At 59.5% G+C, this 20980-nt stretch carries 21 protein-coding genes and 1 tRNA gene; 17 read left to right on the top strand and 5 right to left on the bottom strand.

Annotation, left to right across the window (positions count from 1 at the left end):
• Nucleotides 1-2 precede the first annotated feature (2 nt).
• From ACM6IO_RS03175 to ACM6IO_RS03135, 9 genes are all read left to right on the top strand, one after another.
• Nucleotides 3-710: a C40 family peptidase gene (locus ACM6IO_RS03175; RefSeq protein ID WP_414910892.1), complete on the top strand. Its 708-nt coding sequence runs from the start codon at nt 3-5 to the stop codon at nt 708-710.
• 58 nt (nt 711-768) lie between these two features.
• Nucleotides 769-1104, top strand: coding sequence for a hypothetical protein (locus ACM6IO_RS03170; RefSeq protein ID WP_414910891.1), 336 nt, complete (start codon nt 769-771; stop codon nt 1102-1104).
• Nucleotides 1105-1162: 58 nt separating this feature from the next.
• Nucleotides 1163-1774: a tail assembly protein gene (locus ACM6IO_RS03165; protein ID WP_414910890.1), complete on the top strand. Its 612-nt coding sequence runs from the start codon at nt 1163-1165 to the stop codon at nt 1772-1774.
• On the top strand, nt 1771-4974 hold the full coding sequence (locus tag ACM6IO_RS03160) for a host specificity protein J (RefSeq protein ID WP_414910889.1): 3204 nt from the start codon (nt 1771-1773) through the stop codon (nt 4972-4974). The genes ACM6IO_RS03165 and ACM6IO_RS03160 overlap by 4 nt, the downstream gene beginning before the upstream one ends.
• 3 nt (nt 4975-4977) lie before the next feature.
• Nucleotides 4978-6285, top strand: a complete 1308-nt coding sequence (locus ACM6IO_RS03155) for a hypothetical protein (RefSeq protein ID WP_414910888.1) — start codon at nt 4978-4980, stop codon at nt 6283-6285.
• A gap of 10 nt (nt 6286-6295) precedes the next feature.
• On the top strand, nt 6296-6766 hold the full coding sequence (locus ACM6IO_RS03150; RefSeq protein ID WP_414910887.1) for a hypothetical protein: 471 nt from the start codon (nt 6296-6298) through the stop codon (nt 6764-6766).
• A gap of 61 nt (nt 6767-6827) precedes the next feature.
• A complete protein-coding gene (locus ACM6IO_RS03145; RefSeq protein ID WP_414910886.1) occupies nt 6828-7253 on the top strand; it encodes a cell wall hydrolase in 426 nt (141 codons plus the stop codon).
• Nucleotides 7250-7762 carry a DUF2514 family protein gene (locus tag ACM6IO_RS03140; RefSeq protein WP_414910885.1) on the top strand — a complete coding sequence of 171 codons (513 nt, stop codon included), beginning with the start codon at nt 7250-7252 and terminating at the stop codon, nt 7760-7762. The genes ACM6IO_RS03145 and ACM6IO_RS03140 overlap by 4 nt, the downstream gene beginning before the upstream one ends.
• 449 nt (nt 7763-8211) lie before the next feature.
• Nucleotides 8212-9042, top strand: coding sequence for a MinD/ParA family protein (locus ACM6IO_RS03135; RefSeq protein WP_414910884.1), 831 nt, complete (start codon nt 8212-8214; stop codon nt 9040-9042).
• A gap of 71 nt (nt 9043-9113) precedes the next feature.
• Here ACM6IO_RS03135 and ACM6IO_RS03130 read toward each other — a convergent pair whose 3' ends face one another.
• Both ACM6IO_RS03130 and ACM6IO_RS03125 read right to left on the bottom strand, forming a co-directional pair.
• A complete protein-coding gene (locus ACM6IO_RS03130) occupies nt 9114-9323 on the bottom strand; it encodes a hypothetical protein (RefSeq protein WP_414910883.1) in 210 nt (69 codons plus the stop codon).
• A 215-nt stretch (nt 9324-9538) separates the two neighbouring features.
• Nucleotides 9539-9626, bottom strand: a tRNA-Ser gene (locus ACM6IO_RS03125).
• A gap of 123 nt (nt 9627-9749) precedes the next feature.
• Between ACM6IO_RS03125 and ACM6IO_RS03120 the strand changes: the two genes are divergently transcribed.
• Nucleotides 9750-10421, top strand: a complete 672-nt coding sequence (locus ACM6IO_RS03120) for a Bax inhibitor-1/YccA family protein (RefSeq protein ID WP_007915443.1) — start codon at nt 9750-9752, stop codon at nt 10419-10421.
• A 64-nt stretch (nt 10422-10485) separates the two neighbouring features.
• Here ACM6IO_RS03120 and ACM6IO_RS03115 read toward each other — a convergent pair whose 3' ends face one another.
• On the bottom strand, nt 10486-10923 hold the full coding sequence (locus ACM6IO_RS03115) for an Lrp/AsnC family transcriptional regulator (protein ID WP_008028095.1): 438 nt from the start codon (nt 10921-10923) through the stop codon (nt 10486-10488).
• A gap of 135 nt (nt 10924-11058) precedes the next feature.
• Between ACM6IO_RS03115 and ACM6IO_RS03110 the strand changes: the two genes are divergently transcribed.
• Nucleotides 11059-11952, top strand: coding sequence for a DMT family transporter (locus ACM6IO_RS03110; RefSeq protein WP_008039057.1), 894 nt, complete (start codon nt 11059-11061; stop codon nt 11950-11952).
• Here the strand turns inward: ACM6IO_RS03110 and ACM6IO_RS03105 are convergent, their stop codons facing one another.
• Together ACM6IO_RS03105 and ACM6IO_RS03100 are read right to left on the bottom strand one after the other, a co-directional pair.
• Nucleotides 11953-12993 (bottom strand): FUSC family protein, encoded by a 1041-nt coding sequence (locus ACM6IO_RS03105; RefSeq protein ID WP_414910987.1) that lies wholly within the window; start codon nt 12991-12993, stop codon nt 11953-11955.
• Nucleotides 12994-13040: 47 nt separating this feature from the next.
• Nucleotides 13041-14666, bottom strand: coding sequence for an NADP-dependent glyceraldehyde-3-phosphate dehydrogenase (locus ACM6IO_RS03100; protein ID WP_414910882.1), 1626 nt, complete (start codon nt 14664-14666; stop codon nt 13041-13043).
• A gap of 186 nt (nt 14667-14852) precedes the next feature.
• Here ACM6IO_RS03100 and ACM6IO_RS03095 point away from each other — a divergent pair, with 186 nt between their 5' ends.
• The 6 genes from ACM6IO_RS03095 (at nt 14853) to ACM6IO_RS03070 (ending at nt 20941) form a co-directional block, all read left to right on the top strand.
• Nucleotides 14853-15740, top strand: a complete 888-nt coding sequence (locus ACM6IO_RS03095; RefSeq protein ID WP_414910881.1) for a Dyp-type peroxidase — start codon at nt 14853-14855, stop codon at nt 15738-15740.
• Between the two features lie 36 nt (nt 15741-15776).
• Entirely contained in the window at nt 15777-16373 is a 597-nt protein-coding gene (locus ACM6IO_RS03090) for a hypothetical protein (protein ID WP_414910880.1), read from the top strand.
• Between the two features lie 147 nt (nt 16374-16520).
• Nucleotides 16521-17273 carry a GntR family transcriptional regulator gene (locus ACM6IO_RS03085; RefSeq protein ID WP_008039052.1) on the top strand — a complete coding sequence of 251 codons (753 nt, stop codon included), beginning with the start codon at nt 16521-16523 and terminating at the stop codon, nt 17271-17273.
• A complete protein-coding gene (locus tag ACM6IO_RS03080) occupies nt 17270-19000 on the top strand; it encodes a fumarate reductase/succinate dehydrogenase flavoprotein subunit (protein ID WP_192228316.1) in 1731 nt (576 codons plus the stop codon). Before ACM6IO_RS03085 ends, ACM6IO_RS03080 begins: the two co-directional genes overlap by 4 nt.
• Nucleotides 19001-19025: 25 nt before the next feature.
• The gene (locus ACM6IO_RS03075) at nt 19026-19271 is read left to right on the top strand and encodes a ferredoxin family protein (RefSeq protein ID WP_007946457.1); all 246 of its coding nucleotides are present in this window, start codon (nt 19026-19028) and stop codon (nt 19269-19271) included.
• Between the two features lie 263 nt (nt 19272-19534).
• Entirely contained in the window at nt 19535-20941 is a 1407-nt protein-coding gene (locus ACM6IO_RS03070; RefSeq protein WP_414910879.1) for an ABC transporter substrate-binding protein, read from the top strand.
• Nucleotides 20942-20980 lie beyond the last annotated feature (39 nt).

Below are 20980 nucleotides of genomic sequence, written 5' to 3'. Positions count from 1 at the left end.
TCATGAGCGAACTGTTCAACAAGTGCCGGGCTGATGCCGAAGCGCATGCCCGAACCGAGTATCCCCGCGAGGCTGTTGGCCTGGTCGTCGCCGTGCGCGGCAAGCCTCGATACATCCCGTGCCGCAACCAGTCAGAAAAGCCAGATCACTTTATCCTGCACCCTGAAGACTACGCCGCCGCCGAAGATATGGGTGGCATCGTGGCTATTGTGCACTCGCACCCAGATTGCGGGCCGGAACCGAGCCTGCACGATTTGGCGAGCCATGCGGCGAGTCGGATGACCTGGTGGATTGTCGGGCTGAAGGATGGCACCGCAACCTGGCATGAGATGCCGGCCGCCGGCGAGATGCCGCTGGAAGGGCGCGTGTTCGTCCACGGCGTGATTGACTGCTACACCCTGGTCCGTGACTACTACCGCCAAGAGCTCGGCATCATCTTGCCGGATTTCCACCGCAAGGATGATTGGTGGCACAACGGCGATAACCTGTATGTCGACAACTTCGCCAAGACTGGTTTCGTCCCGGTCGATACGCCAGAGCAGGGGGATCTGATCGTTATGGCGATCGGCAGTCCCACACCGTGCCATGGCGCGATCTGGCTGGAGGGTGATGTTCTGCTGCATCACCTCTATGGGCGGCTGAGTTGTAAAGAGGTCTACGGCCGCGCCTACCGTGAGTGTACGACGCACATCATGCGCTACCGAAGGTAGGCCCTGTCTTTCTGCGCATCTTCACTGGTAGAGTCGCCAAAACCCATGGAGGCTCAACATGCACAAAACACTCACGGCCCTGGCATTGATCACACTGGCAGGATGCACAATCGCCGGCAGGGAAAGTGACGGCCCTGACCTTGTGGTGAAATCGAGCAAAACGCCTCAGGTTTATGCTCGATGCCTCGGTCCGAAGTGGCTTTCAATGAATCCAGCAACCACCTCAGTTGAAACCGAGCAAGGCTATAAAATTGCCGCATCCGCCACCTATTACGGAGTGGTGTCTCTCGCAAGTGTTGAGCGTTCGCCAGAAGGGTCGAATATCAAGGCCTATTTCCCAGTAACGAAGCTTGGAACTGATGGCTGGAAACAGCCAGTAATCGACTGCCTATAAGAACCGGGCAGACACATCAAACCGCCTCCGGGCGGTTTTTTATTGCCTGGAGAAAAGTATGAGTACTGCCTATGCACTGCCTATGACCACCATTTTGCTGTCTGGCAGCCTGGCTCAAGCTTTCGGCCGCAAGCATGTCCGCCATCTGGAAACGGGAACTGCAGCCGAGGCCTTCAGCGCGCTTAAGCATACCGTTCATGGGTTTGAGGAATTCATCCGCGACTCAGCTCGCCGTGGTCTGCGTTACGCCATTTTTCGCAACCGCGAGAATGTTGGTAAAACCGAATTTTCGTTGAGCGGCACCACCGAGATCCGCATTGTTCCTGTCATCGCCGGCAGCAAGAATGGCGGCCTACTTCAGACCGTGATTGGCGTTGTCCTAATCGTGGTGGGGGCGTTCATTACGCCAATTTCCGGCCCAATAGGGGGGGCGTTGGTATCTGTAGGCATAGGCATGGCCATCGGCGGCGTCGTTCAAATGCTCACGCCGGTACCCAAGACGCCGGATCAACAGGACCAAGCCAGTACCGAAAACAAACCCAGCTACCTGTTCAACGGTGCGTTCAACTCCACGCAGCAAGGCCTCCCTGTGCCTGTTGTTTACGGCCACATGCTGGTCGGTTCCAGCGTGGTCGCTATCGGCACCTGGGCAGAGGCGATTCCTGTATGAGCGAAGTCATTGTCGGCAGGAAGGGTGGCGGGAAGGGTGGTGGCGGCGGTGGTTCGTCTCGCTCCCCGGTAGAAGCGCCAGACAGCCTTCGCTCCAATCAGCACGTAAGAGTGCTGCACGCTATCTCTGAAGGCGAAATCTCCGGAATCACTGGCGCGCAGCAGATCTTCTTCGACGACGTGCCGCTTCAGAACGCCGACGGCAGCTACAACTTCTCCGGTGTCGGCGTAGATATCCGCCTCGGCACCCAAGGCCAAGCCTACATGCCGATGACCGGCCTTGAGGCTGAGCAGTCGGTAGGGGTTGAACTGAAATACGGCGTCGCCATTGAGCGCGCCATCACCGACACCGACGTGGATGCCACTCGGTTCACGATCAGCGTTCCGCAGCTGAGCGAGCAGAACACTACGAGCGGCGACACCACCGGATCAACTGTTGTTTTCCGGCTGGAAGGGAAGATCGGAGCCAGCGCCTGGTTCCAGCTGTGTGACGACATCTGGATCACTGGCAAGACCATGAGCCGGACGCAGTTCTCCTATTACGTCCGCCTGCCGGTATCCGGCGGCCTGCCGCGCTACATCCGTGCCACCCGGTTGTCGTCCGACTCCATCAGTGGCGCAATCCAGAACCGTACCTTCTTCGACAGCTACACCTTGCTGTGGGACGAGAAGCTGCGTTACCCGAACACCGCGATGATCGGCATCTCGATCGATGCACAGCAGTTTTCCAGCATTCCGCGCATGGCTTTCCAGATCCACGGTATCAAGGTCCTAGTGCCGAGCAACTACAACACCGGCACGCGAGCGTATACCGGTTCTTGGGATGGCACCTTTGTCCGGGCATGGACAGATAACCCGGCCTGGATCTGGTACGACATGCTAACCAACACCCGCTACGGGCTTGGTGGTTTGCTCGATTCGACACTGATCGACAAGTACTCGCTGTACAGCATCGCCCAGTACTGCGATGTGTTGGTGCCGAACGGCTTTGGCGGCATGGAGCCGCGGTTTACCTGCAACATCGCCCTGACCACTCAGCAAGATGCGTGGAAGCTGGTCAACGACATGGTGTCGGTGTTCCGGGCGATTTGCTTCTGGGCCGGCGGCTCGCTGACTGCTGTGCAGGACGCTCCGCACTCCAGCCGCTACCTGTTCAACAACTCCAACGTGGTCGGCGGCGACTTCAACTATCAGTCGGTCGCGTCCGATCAGCGCTTCAACGTCGCAGCTGTCACCTGGAACGATCCGCTCCAGCAATACAAGCAGTCGGTCGAGATCGTCGAGCGGCCTGAGTTGATCGCCAAGTGGAATCGAATCCAGCAGAGCGACGTCGTGGCCATCGGCTGCACATCCCGTGGCCAGGCGCGCCGCCTTGGCCGCTGGCTGCTGTATGCCGAAACTGAGGCGGTTTCCTTTGCCGTCGGCGCCGACGGGGCGCTGCCGCTTCCAGGCGACATCATTGATATCGCAGATGCGAATCGCGCCGGAGCTCGCAATGGCGGCCGACTCTTGGCTGGCAGTACCGCTTCAACGCTGCTGCTGGATGCCCCTATCGGACTGGCCGGCACCGGGACAGTCGGTGTTGTCATGTCAGATGGGTCTTATGCGGTTGTCCCGGCAACCGTTGGGGTTGGTGGAACATCGATCACCGTCTCTCCGCCGCTTGCATCTGCCCCTTTGGCCACTGCGCCTTGGGTGTTTTCCACTCCTGAGCTGGAAACGCAGAAGTTTCGCGTGGTCAGCGTCAGCGAAGGTGATGACGGCACCTACGCGATCAGCGGTATCGCTTACGACCCGGACAAGTTCGACCAGGTCGAGTTCGGTGCGCCTGACGTCGACAATCCGACCAGCATCGTCAATCTCGGCAAACCGGATGCAGTAGGGCAACTCACGTTCCTTGAGTCGCTGTACGACACCGGCACCGGCCTGGCTGCCGCTCGCTTGACGGTCAGCTGGACACCGCCACCGCGCGCCATGCGTTACCAGATCGAAGTCAAGAAACCGGGCGGTAACTGGGAATACGTGACGGAGATCAACACGCCAACGATTGATTTCGACTCGGCTTCATCGGGGCTGTGGTCGGTTCGGGTCACGCCGAAGTCAGTCCTTGGTCTGGCGGGCCCTGGATCGATACAGGAGTACAACGCTCAGGCGCTGCTGGCGCCGCCGTCGGCGCTCACCGGTCTGCGACTGGATGTGATCAGTAGCGTGGCCACACTGGCATGGGATGCCGCACCGGAGCTTGATGTGAAGCTCGGCGGCAGCATCTCCATCCGGCATACACGCAATACGTCGGCTAACTGGGATGCGGCCTTACCACTGGCCGAAGTGGCGGGGCGGTCCACGTCGTCCGTGGTCGCCTTGCTGCCTGGCAAGTACCTGGCGCGTGCGGTCGATTCCTCTGGTGTCGGCGGGCCGGTGACCGAGGTCTGGTCCGATGCTCAAGTTCCGCTGCCGACCAATGTGGTGCTGACCATTACTGAATCGCCAGACTTCACCGGTGTGGCGGTCAACGCGGCGCCATCGGGCGGGCTGCTGAAAATGTCTGGTGCCGGCTTTATCGATGATGTCACCGATATTGATGCTGTCTTGGGCGAGATCGACAAGTTCGGCGGATCGCTGTTCACCTCGACCTACAGCTTCACGGCTCCTGCTGACCTTGGGTACGTCTACGACTGCACGCTGACGGCCGATGTCGCCGCTGCCCTGTATGACGACGGCACCTACATCGACACGGTCGTGGACTTCGATGTGCTGCTCGGCATTGATGGCGATCCGCCAAATGGAGCTTCGCTGTCGCTGTGGGTACGTACCTCGGACGTGCTACCGGCCGCTTGGTCGGCATGGAAGCCGTTTGTTGTCGGCGATTACCGTGCTCGGGTTTTCGACTTCCAGCTTCGCGGCTCGGTCGAGCAGACCACTCACTGGATCGACGTATCCAAACTCGAGGTGGTGATCGACATGCCAGACCGGATCGAAAGCGGAAACGACATCGAGGTTCCAGTGGGCGGGCTTACCGTCACCTACTCACCGCCGTTCAACGCCTCGCCGGCCGTCAGCATCACTGCACAAAACCTCGCTCCCGGTGATTGGCCGGACGTGTCAGCCAAGACCGCAACGGGCTTCACGGTCTTCATTCGCAATTCCAGTGGGGTCGCCCAGTCAGGCCGCTCGATTGACTACATCTCTAAGGGATACTGACTTATGTCGCAACATGATATGACGCTGGACAATGCCTCTGGCCTGGTATTCCGGAATGATGCGAATGCTGCTTTGCAGGCGCTTGCTTCTCAGAGCAGCGGGGCTTCGGCCCCAAGCCCGACATTCCCATGCCAAGTTTGGGGAGACACCGGGACAGGACGTCTCAAACAACGAAACGCCGCGAATTCCGCATGGCTTGATAAAGGTCCGCTGGATGCCCCGCTACGCGACGCGGCAAGCCAGGGTGAATTCGTCGCCGACACCGGCGCAGCCGGCGCCTACGTGTGCAATTTCGTGCCAACGCTCACCGCGCGAAGCGAGAGCACACCACTCCGCTTCAAGGCTGCCAACGCCAACCCAGGAGCCTGCACCATCAACGATGGCTTGGGTGTGGTGGCGATCGTTGGCGCTGCGCATGCGGCGCTCCAGGGGGGCGAGATCATCGCCAACGGTATCGCCTGGATTCAATGGAACGCTTCGGTTGGTGGCGGCTCGTACGTCCTGCTGTTCTGCACCGGTGCGCCGCAGCAGGTGGCAGATGCGACAAAAAGCAAACATGCAGTGACTCTTGCTCAAATCCAGCCGCCAGTGGTTGGCAGCACCCGCAATGGCAAGATGTCGATTACCGCAGCGTCAGCCACCGCCACCTTCACGGCGGACGAGGCGATCGTCGAAACCGCACTTGGCGGGACGGGCTACAAACTTTCCAGTCTCAGCAAGACAATCAATCTCGCGACCACTGGCGCCGGCGGCATGGACACGGGGAGCGCCCCGGTAAGTGGCTGGGTGGCGGTCTACCTGATCTACAATCCGACCACTCTGGCAAGTGCCCTGTTGGCAAAGAACGCCACCGCCGGCGTGCAGACCGAGGTTTATTCGGGAGCGAATATGCCTTCCGGGTATACCGCGTCCGCACTGATCGGGGTGATGCCGACCACCGGCTCGAGCCAGTTTGGTATTGCTTATCTGGATTCGGACTCTCGCAAGGTGTCCACGCCCGACGTAAACGTTTTAAGTACATCCACCAACTCCGGCGGCCTGACGTCACTCTCTCTATCGACGGCAATTCCACCCAATGCAAAAAGCGTTGGTGGTTATGTCAAGGTGTCGGCAAGCAGTCCTGGTGACTATGCCGCACGGCTGTCGGCAAACTCCGTGGGCATCGGACAGACATTTGTAACAGGCGGCTATACGAGCGCATCCGGCTATTTCAACTTAGTGGTCATCACGCTGCAAACCATGTGGTATGCGGTGTCGACATCGGCCGGCACGCTAACGGCGCTCATTTATGTCACTTCTTACACCTTCTAAAGGCGGTCATATGCCATACGTTCAATTTTCGGATGCGTCGCAAGTGGCTGTGGTTTCTGTCTTTGGCTGCCCACAAGACCCAACTGAGTACCCGAATCAGGGCGAAGTTCCCGACGACGATCCGCGCTATCTTGCGTTCATGGACCCTCCGCCGGATTACCTCGCCATCAACAGCGCCAAACTGCAGCAATTTATACAGCTTGCGGCAGCCCAAAAAACCGCGCTCACCAATCGGATTGGCGACCTTGAGAGCGCCATCGAAAATATCGGGGTTGAAGGGCAGGAGGAATTCGCCGCCACCCCAGAAGAAGAGGCTGAGTATCCTGCTCGGAAGGCCCAACTGACGAAATGGAAGAACTACTCCATTTCGTTGGGGCGTGTGACCTCGCAGGCAGGCTGGCACACCGTTGTCACCTGGCCAGTTCAGCCAACAAGCGGGATGGACCTTACGGTCTCAGCTTCGGCTCCATCCACCGTCTAACGCGAAATCACCCTGTAAACCGGCCGCCATTGAGCGGTTTTTTTGTGCCTGGAGAAAAGTGATGCCAGTTACCGATAAAGATCGCGACATTCTCGCCCGAACGTTGTGGGGGGAGGCGCGCGGCGAAAGCCTAGCGGGTCAGATCGCCGTTGCCTGGACCATCCGCAACCGCGTGAACGATGGCAAGGAAAAATCCTGGTGGGGCGAAGGCTACGCAGGCGTGTGCCAGAAGCCCTATCAGTTCAGCTGCTGGAATAAGAGCGACCCGAACTATGCGTTCCTGATCGGCATCAAGCAGATCCCGTTCCGCGAGCTTGCGCAGGCGCGGATCGCCGCTGACCAGGTGATTGACGGAAAGGTGCCAGACCCCACCGGTGGCGCCACGCACTACTACGCCGCCGCGATGATGAAGGCGCCAGCCTGGGCGAAGGGTGCCAAACAGACGGTGAAGATTGGTGGTCACGTCTTCTTCAGGGATGTGCCATGACGCACATCATCCTACGAGTTCTTCCTTATATAGCTGCGGTACTACTGGCTGCCGGCGCGGCCTTTGGCATCTATCACTTTGGCGGATCGGTGAAGGATGCCGAATGGCAGGCGAGGTGGAATGCCCGCGACACACGAGACGCCGCTGGGAAGGCCGACAACGAGGCCGCAGAGCGTGCCAAAGAACAAGCCCGTCAACTCTCCATCAACAAGGCGATTCAAGATGGACAACAGATCATCGATCAAGCAACTGCTGATGCTGTCCGGGCTCGCAATGCTGCTGACAGCCTGCGCGGAGCAGCCAACGACCTTGCCGCTCGCCTCGCGGCCAGTGAAGCCAGCGGCAATTCCTGCGCTGCCGCCGCAAGCAAGGCAGCTACCCGCGCCGCAATGGTGCTTGCCGACGTGTTCAAGCGCGCTGATCAGCGAGCGGGCGAACTGGCTGAAGTTGCTGACCAAGCCCGAGCCCGGGGAATGACCTGCGAGCAGGCATATGATTCGTTGCAATAAAAAGCAAAGCCCCGAAGGTTCGCGGCTTCGGGGCTTCTATTTTCGCCTCCATCCCTTAATGTTTGGCGAACGTGGCGCGGAGATTACCAGCGATGTGCCAGTGAATCACTACTTCGATAGGTGGATTGTGTTCTTTCGCCAGGGCGCCGGAGGAGGGTGAAACGCTGTCTAAAACTACCGCGATCTATCTCGGTTTTGCTGGGCCGAAGCGAAGTGTTCTGAACGTTGAGTTTTAGACAGCGGAAAGCTGCAACCCTTGGTCTATAAGGCCCGCGCCCAATCCAAGCCCATACCGCAGCATTACTGGGGTGTGATTTTGTGTGGGTTACAGCGTTTTTGGTGGTTCCGTGATAGCTAGGGTCGTGAATCTGCACCTTTCGGCTACCATTGCACAAATGGAGATAGTTGGTAATTACTCGCGCACGTTGCACATGGAAGGGATAAATAACATGGATGGTGTGCATTCTGTACAAGTTATCGCCGTGACTGGCGGAAAGGGCGGCGTCGGCAAGACGACTGTGGCTGTGAACCTTTCATTGGCGCTGGCGGAACTTGGGAGGCGAGTCGTATTGCTGGATGGCGATCTTGGCTTGGCGAATATCGATGCCCTATTGGGCCTTTCCCCGCAGTACACGCTTGCCGATTTAATCGAAGGTCACTGTGAGCTATCCGACTTACTGGTGCAGGGTCCGGGTGGGGTGCGAATTGTCCCCGCGGCTTCAGGCATCCAGAACATGGCGCGTTTATCTCCGGCTCAGTACGCAGGCCTGATCCAGGCCTTCAGTGACATCGGTGACAGTATCGATGTACTGGTGATTGACACAGCCGCGGGCATCGGAGATTCGGTGGTCAGCTTCGTCCGGGCAGCCCAGGAAGTGTTGCTGGTGGTCAGTGACGAGCCGACCTCGATCACCGATGCATACGCGTTGATCAAACTGCTTAGTCGTGATTACGGTATGAACCGCTTCCAAGTACTGGCAAATATGACGCAGAGCCCGCAGGAGGGTCGAGCCCTGTTCGCTAAATTGACCAAGGTCACCGATAACTTCCTCGACGTTGCCTTGTGTTATGTGGGAGCGGTGCCGTACGACGAATGCATGCGCAAGGCGGTGCAGAAGCAGCGCGCCGTTTACGAAGCGTTTCCGCGTTCCAAGTGCGCGCAAGCTTTTCAGAGCATCGCTCGAAAGATCGACGATTTACCCTTGCCGACCAGCCCCAGAGGGCATGTGGAGTTCTTCGTTGATCAGCTCGTTCTTAACTCGAGCAGGCTCCTCCCGTAGTGGTGGCTTGGCTCGTCGCTCCTAGCTTGCGAGTTGTGTTAACCACCATCTCTTCTGCTTTAGGCGCCAAGTCATTCCGGGGTCATCATCACCGCGAGCGTCATCTTGATGAACTCCTCGTTGCGGTCGAGGGCCTCCAGGGCGCCGCGCACGTTGTCGGCGACGTCGGCAGCGCCTCGCTGCTCCACCCAGTTCGACAGTTCCAGGATGGCAGCTTCGAGCGCGAGTTGATTTTCGTTGATCTTGAATAGCAGGGAAGGGAGCAGATCTGAATTTGGCATCGTGAATCCTCAGTTATGAGGTCAGCGTAGCAGCGGAAATGTGGTGACACATAAAGGAGAAGGGAAGCATTCGGCAGGACGCCGTGGAGGGGCAAATAAGGCTGAGTTATGGAACGCTTCCATAATAGTTATGGAACACCTGCTAATCGGAGAAGGATTCGCCAAATCCCAGAAACGAAAAAGCCCTGAATAATCAGGGCTTTGTCGTATAAAGATGGCGGAGGCGATGGGATTCGAACTCATGGACCTGTTACAGTCGACGGTTTTCAAGACCGTTGCCTTAAACCACTCGGCCACACCTCCGTTTGCGTTGCGGGCGCCATAATACCTGAATGAAACACACTGTCAAACTCTGTGCATGGCTTGTTACAGAGCGTCTGTTATGATCTTTGCGACTGAACGTTTCAAACCAACAGGAGTGTCGCCATGCGCGAACAGGATTACGCAGTTAATAACAGCGTGCAGGCTGAGCAGCTAGAGGTTAGCCGCGTCCTGCGCAACACATACGGCTTGCTCGCTCTCACCCTCGCATTCAGCGGCGTGATGGCGTTCGTCGCCCAGCAGATGCGCGTCGGCTACCCGAATATCTTCGTGGTGCTGATCGGTTTCTACGGCCTTTTCTTCCTAACCAACAAACTCCGTGATTCCGCGTGGGGCCTGGTGTCGGCGTTTGCCTTGACCGGTTTCATGGGTTTCCTGCTCGGCCCGATCCTCAACCGTTACCTGGGCATGCAGGGCGGCGCGGAAGTAGTGAGCTCGGCCTTCGCGATGACGGCGCTGGTGTTTGGCGGTCTGTCGGCTTACGTGCTGATCACCCGTAAGGACATGAGCTTCCTCGGTGGCTTCATCACCGCAGGTTTCTTCGTGCTGCTGGGTGCGACGCTGGCGAGCTTCTTCTTCCAGGTCAGCGGTCTGCAACTGGCGATCAGCGCAGGTTTTGTGCTGTTCTCCTCGGTCTGCATTCTGTTCCAGACCAGCGCCATCATTCACGGCGGTGAGCGCAACTACATCATGGCGACCATCAGCCTGTATGTGTCGATCTACAACCTGTTCATCAGCTTGTTGCAGATCTTCGGCATCATGAGCCGCGATGATTAATCGTCGTCCATGAGTAAAAACCCGCTTCGGCGGGTTTTTTCTTGCCTGCGATTTGGCTGAAGGCTCACGCCATGGGCGGTAACCGCCGTTTCACCGGGGTTTTCTTGACGATGGCGGTGTTGGTTTCTGCATGGGTGTTCAGGCGGTCGAGGAGGGTGTCCAGTTGTTCCATCGAGCGCACGTGCAGGCGGGCGATGAAGCAGTCGTCGCCGGTGACCTTGTCGCACTCGGTGAATTCGGGAATCGCCTGGATTTGCCGCTCCACCTCTTGCAACTGGCCCGGCAACGGGCGGATTCGCACGATGGCCTGGAGTTGATAGCCGAAACACTTGGGATCAATCTCGACGGTGTAGCCCTTGAGCACGCCGCGTTCTTCGAGGCGGCGCAAACGCTCGGCGACGCTCGGTGAGGACAGGCCGCTGAGGTTTGCCAGCGCCTTGAGCGAACGCCGTGAGTCTTCCATCAACGCCGTAATCAGCACCTGGTCGATATCGTCAGTCATGGCGCAACCCCTGTAAGGCAATTAATCGAAACCGCCTTGATAAAAAAGGCAGATGTCGAGTTTAGCCTGCTTTTTGCGCTGGAGAAGCCCCCGGTTGGATGGGCATACTTTGGGCTCAATCACAGGAGTCTGATGATGGACAAAACACTTCGTCGCGGGTCATTCGAGATGACCGCCGCCATGCTGATTTCCGGGACCATCGGCTGGTTCGTGCTGGTGTCCGGGCAACCGGTGCTGGACGTGGTGTTCTGGCGTTGCGTGTTCGGCGCCGGCACCTTGTTGCTGATTTGCGCGGCTTTCGGCTTCCTGCGCCCCGGCATTCTGACCCGCACCACGTTCCTGCTGGCCGTGCTCAGCGGCGTGGCGATTGTCGGCAACTGGGTGCTGTTGTTTGCCTCTTACTCCCGCGCTTCGATTGCCATTGGCACCGCGGTGTATAACGTTCAGCCGTTTATGCTGGTCGGCTTGGCCGCGCTGTTCCTCAACGAAAAAATCACCCTGCAGAAACTGTTCTGGCTGGGCGTTTCGTTTCTGGGGATGCTGGCGATTGTCAGCGCACACGGGCAACAGGGCGAGGGCGGCAATGATTACCTGATGGGGATCGCGCTGGCGCTTGGGGCCGCTTTCCTTTATGCGATTGCGGCGTTGATCATCAAACGCCTGACCGGCACGCCACCGCACCTGATCGCGCTTATTCAGGTCAGCACCGGCGTGTTGTTGCTCGCGCCATTCGCGCACTTCTCGGCGTTGCCGCAAGCACCGAGCGCCTGGGCCAGCCTGGTGACTCTCGGCATTGTTCACACCGGCGTGATGTACGTGTTGCTGTACGGCGCGATCCAGAAATTGCCGACGGCACTGACCGGTGCGTTGTCGTTCATTTACCCGATTGCTGCGATTTTCGTTGACTGGTTTGCCTTTGGTCATCGTCTGGAAATGCTGCAATGGATCGGTGTCGCTGCAATTCTGCTGGCCGCCGCGGGCATGCAACAAGGCTGGAGCCTGAAGTTTCGGCGGACAGTTACACAATAATCAGATATTCCAACACGGCGCGGTCTTGGCCAGGCGCTGGCGCATTTCGCCAATGTTGCTGGCCAGCTGCCAGATCAATAGCCGGTAGCCGTCCAGCGAGTTATAGACCGGTGCGTCCAGGCTTGAATCCGCCGGCAGCTCGACGGGTCGATTCAGCCGCTGGGACGCGCCGGATTTCAGCGCCCGCGCCATCCCCACCCATTGCACGCGAATCAGCCGATGCTCCGCTTTTAACGCCGATTGCAGATGCGCCATGGCGTCGGGGTCATTGGCATCCGGTCGGGTGTTGCCGAGGATTTCCAGGGTGCTGACACACATGCGCAAATGGCGCTGGATCGCATCGAGCTCGGTCATTGAAATCTTCACTTCCTTGGACACTGACGGCATCAGCGAGCGCTGTTGCACCATCACCGTGTTCAGGCGATTCATCAACTTCACGTGCTCGTCATCAGTCACGGGTTGGCCATTGATGATGCGCCCGTAAATCGTCGCGCAATCGCGCAGCGCATCGGCCAGGTTGTAGCGCCAGGAGTAAACCGCGTACAGCGGCAGCGCAAAGGAAAACGCCAGGGCCAGGGCAATGCCGATCAGGATATCCACCCCGCGCCACAGCCCGTCGGTCACCGGATTATCGCCATGCCCGGCGACGATAAACACGGTGATCGCTGACAGCAGCGCCGTGTAACCGCCCTTGCCGATGGCGTGGTATGAGAAGAATCCGCAGACCACCGACATCGCAAAATAGGTCAGCCACGGCATCCCGAGCCAGGCTTGTTGTGCCACCAATAACAGGCCGACACCAGCGCCGATCAAGGTGCCGATGGCGCGCTCGGCGGCTTTTTTGCCGATGTTGCCGTGGTGCTGCAAACCGCCGATCACCACCAGCATCGTCACCGACGCCCACTCACCGTGGGGCAGGTGGATGCCGGTGGTCAGCAGGATCGTCGCCAGCAACCCCAGCGATACACGCACGGCGTGAATCAATCTGGCGTGGCGATAGCGCCGGTACGGGTCCAGTAACGGACGCAGTACCCGGCGCAGTAACGGTGGTAGTCGGTTGGCTCTGAATGTACTCAGGCTCGTGGTCCTCAGAAGATGTAGTCGGTGGTCAGGAAACTCGAACTGCGGCCGCTGATGATCTCGCTGATGAGGTCCTTGTTGGTCTCCTGGAACTTGGTCGCGACCAGCGTGCGAATAGAGAACACCCGCAACGCATCATGCACCGACAACGTGCCTTCGGCCGAGTTCTTGCGACCATTGAACGGATAGGTGTCCGGGCCGCGCTGGCACTGGGCGTTGAGGTTGATCCGCCCGACCTGGTTGGCGAAGGTGTCGACCAGACGGCCAACCGCCACCGGGTTGGTGCCGAAGATACTCAGTTGCTGGCCGAAGTCCGATTCCAGGACGTAATCGATCACCGTATCCAGATGCCGGTAAGGCACGATTGGCACCACCGGGCCGAACTGTTCTTCCTGATAGACGCGCATCTGCGGCGTCACCGGGAACAACACCGCCGGATAGAAGAAGGACGCGCGGGTTTCACCGCCATTCGGGTTGACCACACGGGCACCTTTGCTCACGGCATCCGCAACCAGCCCGTGCAGATAATCGACCTTGCCCGACTCCGGCAGCGGTGTCAGGGCTACGCCGCTTTCCCACGGCATGCCGGGTTTGAGGCTGGCGAGTTTGGCGTTGAATTTGTCGATGAACGCCTCAACCACGTCTTCGTGGACGAAGAGGATTTTCAGCGCGGTGCAACGCTGGCCATTGAACGACAGCGAACCGGTGACCGCTTCGTTCACGGCGTTGTCCAGGTCCACCTCAGGCAAAACGATGCCGGGGTTTTTCGCGTCCAGGCCCAGCGCTGCGCGCAAACGGTGCGGTTTCGGGTGGAGTTTTTTCAGGTCGCTGGCGGCCTTGTTGGTGCCGATGAACGCGAAGATATCGATCTTGCCGCTGGCCATCAGCGCGCTGACCGTCTCGCGGCCACTGCCGTAAATGACGTTGATCACACCGGTCGGGAAGCTGTCGCGGAACGCTTCCAGCAGCGGACGAATCAGCAGCACGCCGAGCTTGGCCGGTTTGAACACCACGGTGTTGCCCATGATCAGCGCCGGAATCAGCGTGGTGAAGGTTTCGTTCAGCGGGTAGTTGTAAGGTCCCATGCACAGCGCCACGCCCAGCGGTACGCGGCGGATCTGGCCGAGCGTGTCCTGTTCCAGCTCGAAACGACTGGAGCGGCGGTCGAGTTCCTTGAGCGCGTTGATGGTGTCGACGATGTAGTCGCAGGTGCGGTCGAACTCTTTTTCCGAGTCCTTGAGGTTTTTGCCGATCTCCCACATCAGCAACTTGACCACGGCTTCGCGTTGTTCGCGCATACGCCCGAGAAACGCTTCGACGTGCTGGATGCGTTCGGCCACGCGCATGGTCGGCCACAAACCCTGGCCCCGGTCATAGGCGCGGACGGCGGCGTCGAGCGCGGTCAGCGCGGTGTCGGCATCGAGCAGCGGCGTGCTGCCGAGGATCACTTGTTCGTCGCCATTTTCGCCGGTCAGGTACACCGGGCTGCGGACTTGGGCGAGGGGGCCGGCCCAGGTTTTCAGTTCGCCATCGACCAGGTATTCACGTTGCTCGGTCTGGCCGTCGAGGCGGTACTTTTCCGGGATGTCGCTGGCGTCGGGAAACAGGTTGCCGAGGATGTGTGCTGTGGTCATGTCGCTACTCCATGTGATGTAAGCCATGCGCTGGCGGCTTGCAGTTCAGAATTCACTTCAAAGGTTATACGCCTTATTGCCTCGACTTTTTAAGTGCCGGGGTCAAGATCCGGCGATCTTTTGACCTGAGAACACACAACGGCCGACGCTGCGGGTAAACTTCATGCTCTTTATTAAGGAGTTCATATGAGTTACTACCAGCCGGGCATCCTCGCCACCCCCGTTCCACCTCAAGCCCGTCATATGTTCTTCGCGCTGGAATCCGTCGATGCTCTGCCGGCCGCGCTCGACAAATTGATGCTGCTGGTGGACGGGAAGTCGGCGGTGGCCGGTTTCGGTGAATCCCTGGTCAAGGCGCTGCACGTGCAGATCGACGGGCTGCGGCCGTTTCCGGCACTGACCGGCGTTGGCGTCGACAACCCGTCGACCCAGCACGCGCTGTGGTGCTGGTTGCATGGTGTCGACCGTGGCGAGTTGCTCAATCGCGCCACCGCCATCGAAGCAGCGCTGGCACCGGCCCTGCGCCTGGTGCAGATGAACGAAACGTTCCGCCACCTCACCGGCCACGACCTGACCGGTTATGAAGATGGCACCGAAAACCCGCACGATGAAGCCGCCGTATCTGCCGCGTTGATTGGTGAGGGTGCTGACGGTGTGGTCGGTGGCAGCTTCGCCGCGATCCAGCAGTGGCAGCACGACCTGAAGGGCTTCCACGCGATGCCGTCCGAAGAAAAGGACAACATCATGGGCCGTCGCTTGAGCGACAACGAAGAAATCGATGACGCGCCGATCTCTGCCCACGTCAAACGCACCGCCCAGGAAAGCTTCGCCCCTGAGGCGTTTGTGGTCCGCCGCTCGATGCCGTGGATCGAAGGGGATCGCGCCGGTCTGATGTTCCTCGCGTTCGGTTTCTCCCTCGACGCCTTCGAAGCCCAATTGCGGCGCATGAGCGGTCTGGAAGATGGCATCACCGACGGCTTGTACCGCATCAGTCGCCCGATCACCGGCGGCTACTACTGGTGCCCACCGCTGAAGGACGGTCGACTGGATTTGCGCGCACTGCGCGTCGGTTGATTTGTAGGAGCCCGGCTTACCGGTGATGGCGATTTCATGGACGCCATCGCTGGCAAGCCGGCTCCTACAAGTGCGTGGGCGTGCCGGGAATGTTCGGTTGACGCCAATCCTGTAGGAGCCCGGCTTGCCGGCGAAGGCGATTTCACGGGCGCCATCGCCGGTAAGCCAGCTCCTACAAGTGTGTATGCGTGCCGGGAATGTTCGGCTGACGCCAATCCTGTAGGAGCACGGCTTGCCGGCGAAGGCGATTTCATGGACGCCATCGCCAGCAAGCCGGCTCCTACAAGTGCGTGGGTGTGCCGGGAATGTTCGGTTGACGCCAATCCTGTAGGAGCCAGGCTTGCCGGCGAAGGCGATTTCACGGGCGCCATCGCCAGCAAGCCGGCTCCTACAAGTGCGTATGCGTGCCGGGAATGTTCGGCTGACGCCAATCCTGTAGGAGCACGGCTTGCCGGCGAAGGCGATTTCATGGACGCCACCGCCAGCAAGCCGGCTCCTACAAGTGCGCGGGTGTACCGGGAATATTCGGTTGACGCCAATCCTGTAGGAGCCAGGCTTGCCGGCGAAGGCGATTTCATGGACGCCATCGCCGGCAAGCGTGCCGGGAGTGTTTGGTTGACGCCAATCCTGTAGGAGCCGGCTTGCCGGCGATCCATGCAGCGCGGTGCATCAGGTAACGCGGCATCCCGCGAATCTAACCTTATTCTCAAACAGTATTTCTCAACCCTCGCACTAGAACTCTAAGATCACGTCATAACTCGTTATAACAAGTGATCTGCCATGACCGATAACGTTCTCTCCCTCAGCAGTGTTCCTTTGCACACTCAACTGCGCGACGTCCTGCGTGCCCGCATTCTCGACGGTGAATACCCGCAAGACAGCCAGATGCCTTCGGAAAGCGAGCTTGGCGCGTTGTTCAAAGTCAGCCGCATCACCGTGCGCCAGGCCCTCGGCGATCTGCAAAAGGAAGGGCTGATCTTCAAGATTCACGGCAAGGGCACCTTCGTCGCCAAGCCGAAAACCTTCCAGAACGTCAGCACCCTGCAAGGCCTCGCCGAGTCCATGACCGGGCGTGGCTACGAGGTGATCAACCGCCTGCGCAGTTTCAAATTCATCCCCGCCGACAAACTCGTCGCCGAGCGTTTGCAGGTGGCCGAAGGCGAGATCGTGGCGCAGATCAAGCGGGTGCGCCTGATCAACCGCGAGCCGATCTCACTGGAAATCACCTACCTGCCAAAAGCCATCGGCGAACGGCTGGAAAAGGCCGATCTGGTCACCCGCGACATCTTCCTGATCCTCGAAAACGACTGCGGCCTGGCCCTCGGTCATGCCGATCTGGCCATCGATGCCGTCCTCGCCGACAGCGACCTGACCCAGGCGCTCAACATCGAACCCGGCTCGCCGATCATGCGCATCGAGCGTCTGACCCACGATGCCAGCGGCCAACCCGTGGACTTCGAACACCTTTACTACCGTGGCGATGCCTTCCAGTACCGCCTGCGGATCGACCGGCACAAAGGGGCGCAGGCATGACAAGAAGTACCCTCGAACAGGAATACGACATCGTCGTGATCGGCGGTGGCACGGCGGGTCCCATGGCGGCAATCAAGGCCAAGGAGCGCAACCGCGACCTGCGCGTGTTGCTGATCGACAAGGCCAACGTCAAACGCAGCGGCGCGATCAGCATGGGCATGGACGGCCTGAACAACGCCATCATTCCCGGCCATTCCACGCCGGAGCAGTACACCAAGGAAATCACCATCGCCAACGACGGCATCGTCAATCAGGCAGCGGTCTACGCCTACGCCACCCACAGCTTCGAAACCATCGAGCAACTGGACCGCTGGGGCGTCAAATTCGAGAAGGACGAAACCGGCGACTACGCGGTGAAAAAGGTCCACCACATGGGTGCTTATGTGCTGCCGATGCCGGAAGGGCATGACATCAAGAAAGTCCTGTACCGCCAGTTGAAACGCGCCCGGGTCAGCATCACCAACCGTGTGGTTTGCACGCGCTTGCTGACGGACGAAGAGGGCGCGGTCAACGGCCTGATGGGGTTCGACTGCCGTACCGCCGATTTTCACGTGATCAAGGCCAAGGCGGTGATCCTCGCGTGCGGCGCCGCTGGGCGCTTGGGCCTGCCGTCCTCGGGTTACCTGATGGGCACCTACGAAAACCCGACCAATGCCGGCGACGGTTACGCCATGGCTTATCACGCCGGGGCCGAACTGGCGAACCTCGAATGCTTCCAGATCAACCCGCTGATCAAGGATTACAACGGCCCGGCCTGCGCCTACGTTACGGGCCCATTGGGCGGCTACACCGCCAACAACAAGGGCGAGCGCTTCATCGAGTGCGACTACTGGAGCGGCCAGATGATGTGGGAGTTCCACCAGGAACTCGAAAGCGGCAACGGCCCGGTGTTCCTCAAGCTCGATCACCTGGCCGAGGAAACCATCCAGAACATCGAAGAGATCCTGCACAGCAACGAACGCCCGAGTCGCGGCCAGTTTCACGCCAATCGCGGCACCGATTACCGCACGCAGATGGTCGAGATGCACATCTCGGAAATCGGTTTTTGCAGCGGGCATTCGGCGTCGGGTGTGTGGGTCAACGAGAAGGCCGAAACCTCGGTCAAGGGTTTGTATTCGGCGGGTGACATGGCCGCCGTGCCGCACAACTACATGCTTGGCGCGTTCACCTACGGCTGGTTTGCCGGCACTAATGCGGCGGATTTTGTCGCCGGTCGCGAATTTTCAGCGGTCGATGCCAAGCAGATCGAGACAGAGAAAGCGCGGGTCTACGCGCCACTGGACCGCGAACACGGACTGCCGCCGGCCCAGGTCGAGTACAAGCTGCGACGCTTCGTGAACGATTACCTGCAACCGCCGAAAGTGACCAAGAAGATGCAGATCGGCCTGCAGCGTTTCAGCGATATCCAGCGCGATCTCGATCAGATCAAGGCCCACAACGCCCACGAACTGATGCGCGCCATGGAAGTCAGCATGATCCGCGACTGCGCCGAAATGGCCGCCCGCGCTTCGTTGTTCCGCGCCGAAAGTCGCTGGGGGCTTTACCACTATCGGGTCGATCACCCGCAGCGCAACGACAGCGACTGGTTCTGCCATTGCCATTTGAAGAAGGATGAAAACGGCCAGATGAGCAGTTTCAAGAAAGCCGTCGAGCCCTACATCATCCCGCTGGATGCCGAAGAAATGCAGGCCTATGACCGGCTGCGCGTCGGTGCCTTTGCGGCCTGAGCCTGACTATAAGAGAGACCGACCAATGGCCTATCAACCCCAGGAAATTTTCTTCCGCTCCAATGCACCCGTCACGGTCGACGAGGACCTGTGCATCGCCCACAAAGGCTGCACCGTGTGCGTCGACGTCTGCCCGATGGACTTGCTGGCGATCAACCCGGCCACGCAAAAGGCCTACATGGCCTTTGACGAATGCTGGTACTGCATGCCGTGCGAAAAGGACTGCCCGACCGGGGCGGTGAAAGTCGAAATCCCTTATTTGCTGCGTTGAAACACCGAACTGTAGGAGCCGGCTTGCTGGCGATGGAGTGTCAGTCGACATCTCTTTGGCTGACACACCATCGCCAGCAAGCCGGCTCCTACAATTGATCGAGTTCCAATGTGGGAGCGGGCTTGCTCGCGAAGAGGCCAGCCCAAACAACATAAAACGCTACCCGGCAACACCGGACGCCTGCTTCAAACACCCCTCGTTTCCCACCACGCCCTGATCGTGGCGGAGACGAACATCCTATAAATGATTCGAGGGGATTCACCATGTTATTGCGTGCAGCATTGGCCGGTCTGGTACTGGCTTCTTTCACCTTGTCGGCTTCCGCCGAAACCATCCGCATTGCCATCGGCACCCAGGACACCACGATCAACTGCGCCGCCGGCGGCCTGTTGATTCGCGAGCTCGGCCTGCTGGACAAATACTTGCCCCACGATGGCCAATACAAGGACGCCAAATACGAGGTCGAGTGGAAGAACTTCACCAGCGGCGCGCCCCTGACCAACGAGATGGTCGCCGGCAAACTGGACTTCGGCGCGATGGCCGATTTCCCCGGCTCGTTCAACGGTGTCGCGTTCGAAACCGCCGGCAAGCACAGTCTGTTTATCAGCGTACTGTCGGGCAGCATCAAGGGCAGCGGCAACGGCATCGTCGTGCCGAGCGCTTCGGGCGTGCAATCACTGGCGGAGTTGAAGGGCAAGACCATCTCCGTGCCGTTCGCCTCGACCGCCCATGGCATGTTGCTGCGCGCCGTGGCGGCTCAGGGTTGGGACCCGCTCAAAGACGTGAATATCATCGCCCAGCCGCCGGAAGTCGCCGGTTCCGCGTTGCAGGCCGGGAAGATCGACGCCCACGCCGACTTTGTGCCGTTCGCCGAACTGTTCCCGAGCCGTGGCTTCGCTCGCAAGATCTATGACGGCTCCCAGGCGAATACGCCGACGTTCCACGGCGCCCTGGTCGATCAGGCCTACGCGAAAAAGTACCCGGAAATCGTCGTCGCGTACCTGCGCGCCAGCATCGAAGCCAACCAGTTATTGGCGGCAGAACCCGAGAAGTACAGCGAGTTGATTGCCAAGGTCACCGGCGTCGATGCCGAGGTTAATTATCTGTTCCACGGCCCGCTCGGCGTGCAGACCCGCGACCTGAGCTGGAAGCCGGAATATCGCCAGGCGGTCGGCACCGCCATCGACACCCTCAAGCTGCTGAAGAAGGCTGATCGCGGTCTCGACCTCAACACCTTCATCGACGACCAGTACATCCGCGCCGCGTTCAAGGCCTCGAATCTGGACTACACCGCGCAACTGGCCGACTACGGCCAGACACCGCTCAAAGCAGTGGATGCGTTGAGCGGCAAAGCCATCACCGACTTCAGTCATGTGGCCGAGATCTGGGTGCGCGGCGAGCCGAAAGTGCGTCAGTACGCCTCGGCGGAATCGGCGTTCACCGCATTGGCCGGTTTGAAGTCTGAAGGCAAAAACATCCGCGCGGTGTATGCCCAGGCGAGTGACAGCGGGATCAAGTTGCTGGCGGATCAGGCGTGGTTTGCCAGTGACGCGAAAGGGCGCCTCAGCGCGTTCCTGCTCAAGGGCCAGGCCCAGCAATTCGCCACGGCCCAGGGCGGCAAAGTCCTCGACTTCACCGACGCCACCACCCAGGCCGTAGCCGCCCGCTAACCGCCAGAACCCCGCAATCCCCTGTAGGAGCCGGCTTGC

Origin of the sequence: Pseudomonas sp. IT-P44 (assembly GCF_949768225.1) — a bacterium.
GTDB classification, from domain to species: Bacteria; Pseudomonadota; Gammaproteobacteria; order Pseudomonadales; family Pseudomonadaceae; genus Aquipseudomonas; species Aquipseudomonas migulae.
This window is presented reverse-complemented; position numbering and strand designations above follow the sequence as displayed.

Bases quoted from the DNA above. Each gene is read 5' to 3' on its own strand.
- ACM6IO_RS03150 (WP_414910887.1), top strand. From the start codon at position 6,296: ATGCCATACGTTCAATTTTCGGATGCGTCGCAAGTGGCTGTGGTTTCT.
- ACM6IO_RS03075 (WP_007946457.1), top strand. From the start codon at position 19,026: ATGGCCTATCAACCCCAGGAAATTTTCTTCCGCTCCAATGCACCCGTC.
- ACM6IO_RS03170 (WP_414910891.1), top strand. From the start codon at position 769: ATGCACAAAACACTCACGGCCCTGGCATTGATCACACTGGCAGGATGC.
- ACM6IO_RS03115 (WP_008028095.1), bottom strand. From the start codon at position 10,923: ATGACTGACGATATCGACCAGGTGCTGATTACGGCGTTGATGGAAGAC.
- ACM6IO_RS03110 (WP_008039057.1), top strand. From the start codon at position 11,059: ATGGACAAAACACTTCGTCGCGGGTCATTCGAGATGACCGCCGCCATG.
- ACM6IO_RS03155 (WP_414910888.1), top strand. From the start codon at position 4,978: ATGTCGCAACATGATATGACGCTGGACAATGCCTCTGGCCTGGTATTC.
- ACM6IO_RS03090 (WP_414910880.1), top strand. From the start codon at position 15,777: ATGGACGCCATCGCTGGCAAGCCGGCTCCTACAAGTGCGTGGGCGTGC.
- ACM6IO_RS03135 (WP_414910884.1), top strand. From the start codon at position 8,212: ATGGATGGTGTGCATTCTGTACAAGTTATCGCCGTGACTGGCGGAAAG.
- ACM6IO_RS03070 (WP_414910879.1), top strand. From the start codon at position 19,535: ATGTTATTGCGTGCAGCATTGGCCGGTCTGGTACTGGCTTCTTTCACC.
- ACM6IO_RS03160 (WP_414910889.1), top strand. From the start codon at position 1,771: ATGAGCGAAGTCATTGTCGGCAGGAAGGGTGGCGGGAAGGGTGGTGGC.
- ACM6IO_RS03140 (WP_414910885.1), top strand. From the start codon at position 7,250: ATGACGCACATCATCCTACGAGTTCTTCCTTATATAGCTGCGGTACTA.
- ACM6IO_RS03120 (WP_007915443.1), top strand. From the start codon at position 9,750: ATGCGCGAACAGGATTACGCAGTTAATAACAGCGTGCAGGCTGAGCAG.
- ACM6IO_RS03165 (WP_414910890.1), top strand. From the start codon at position 1,163: ATGAGTACTGCCTATGCACTGCCTATGACCACCATTTTGCTGTCTGGC.
- ACM6IO_RS03130 (WP_414910883.1), bottom strand. From the start codon at position 9,323: ATGCCAAATTCAGATCTGCTCCCTTCCCTGCTATTCAAGATCAACGAA.
- ACM6IO_RS03080 (WP_192228316.1), top strand. From the start codon at position 17,270: ATGACAAGAAGTACCCTCGAACAGGAATACGACATCGTCGTGATCGGC.
- ACM6IO_RS03095 (WP_414910881.1), top strand. From the start codon at position 14,853: ATGAGTTACTACCAGCCGGGCATCCTCGCCACCCCCGTTCCACCTCAA.
- ACM6IO_RS03145 (WP_414910886.1), top strand. From the start codon at position 6,828: ATGCCAGTTACCGATAAAGATCGCGACATTCTCGCCCGAACGTTGTGG.
- ACM6IO_RS03085 (WP_008039052.1), top strand. From the start codon at position 16,521: ATGACCGATAACGTTCTCTCCCTCAGCAGTGTTCCTTTGCACACTCAA.
- ACM6IO_RS03100 (WP_414910882.1), bottom strand. From the start codon at position 14,666: ATGACCACAGCACACATCCTCGGCAACCTGTTTCCCGACGCCAGCGAC.
- ACM6IO_RS03175 (WP_414910892.1), top strand. From the start codon at position 3: ATGAGCGAACTGTTCAACAAGTGCCGGGCTGATGCCGAAGCGCATGCC.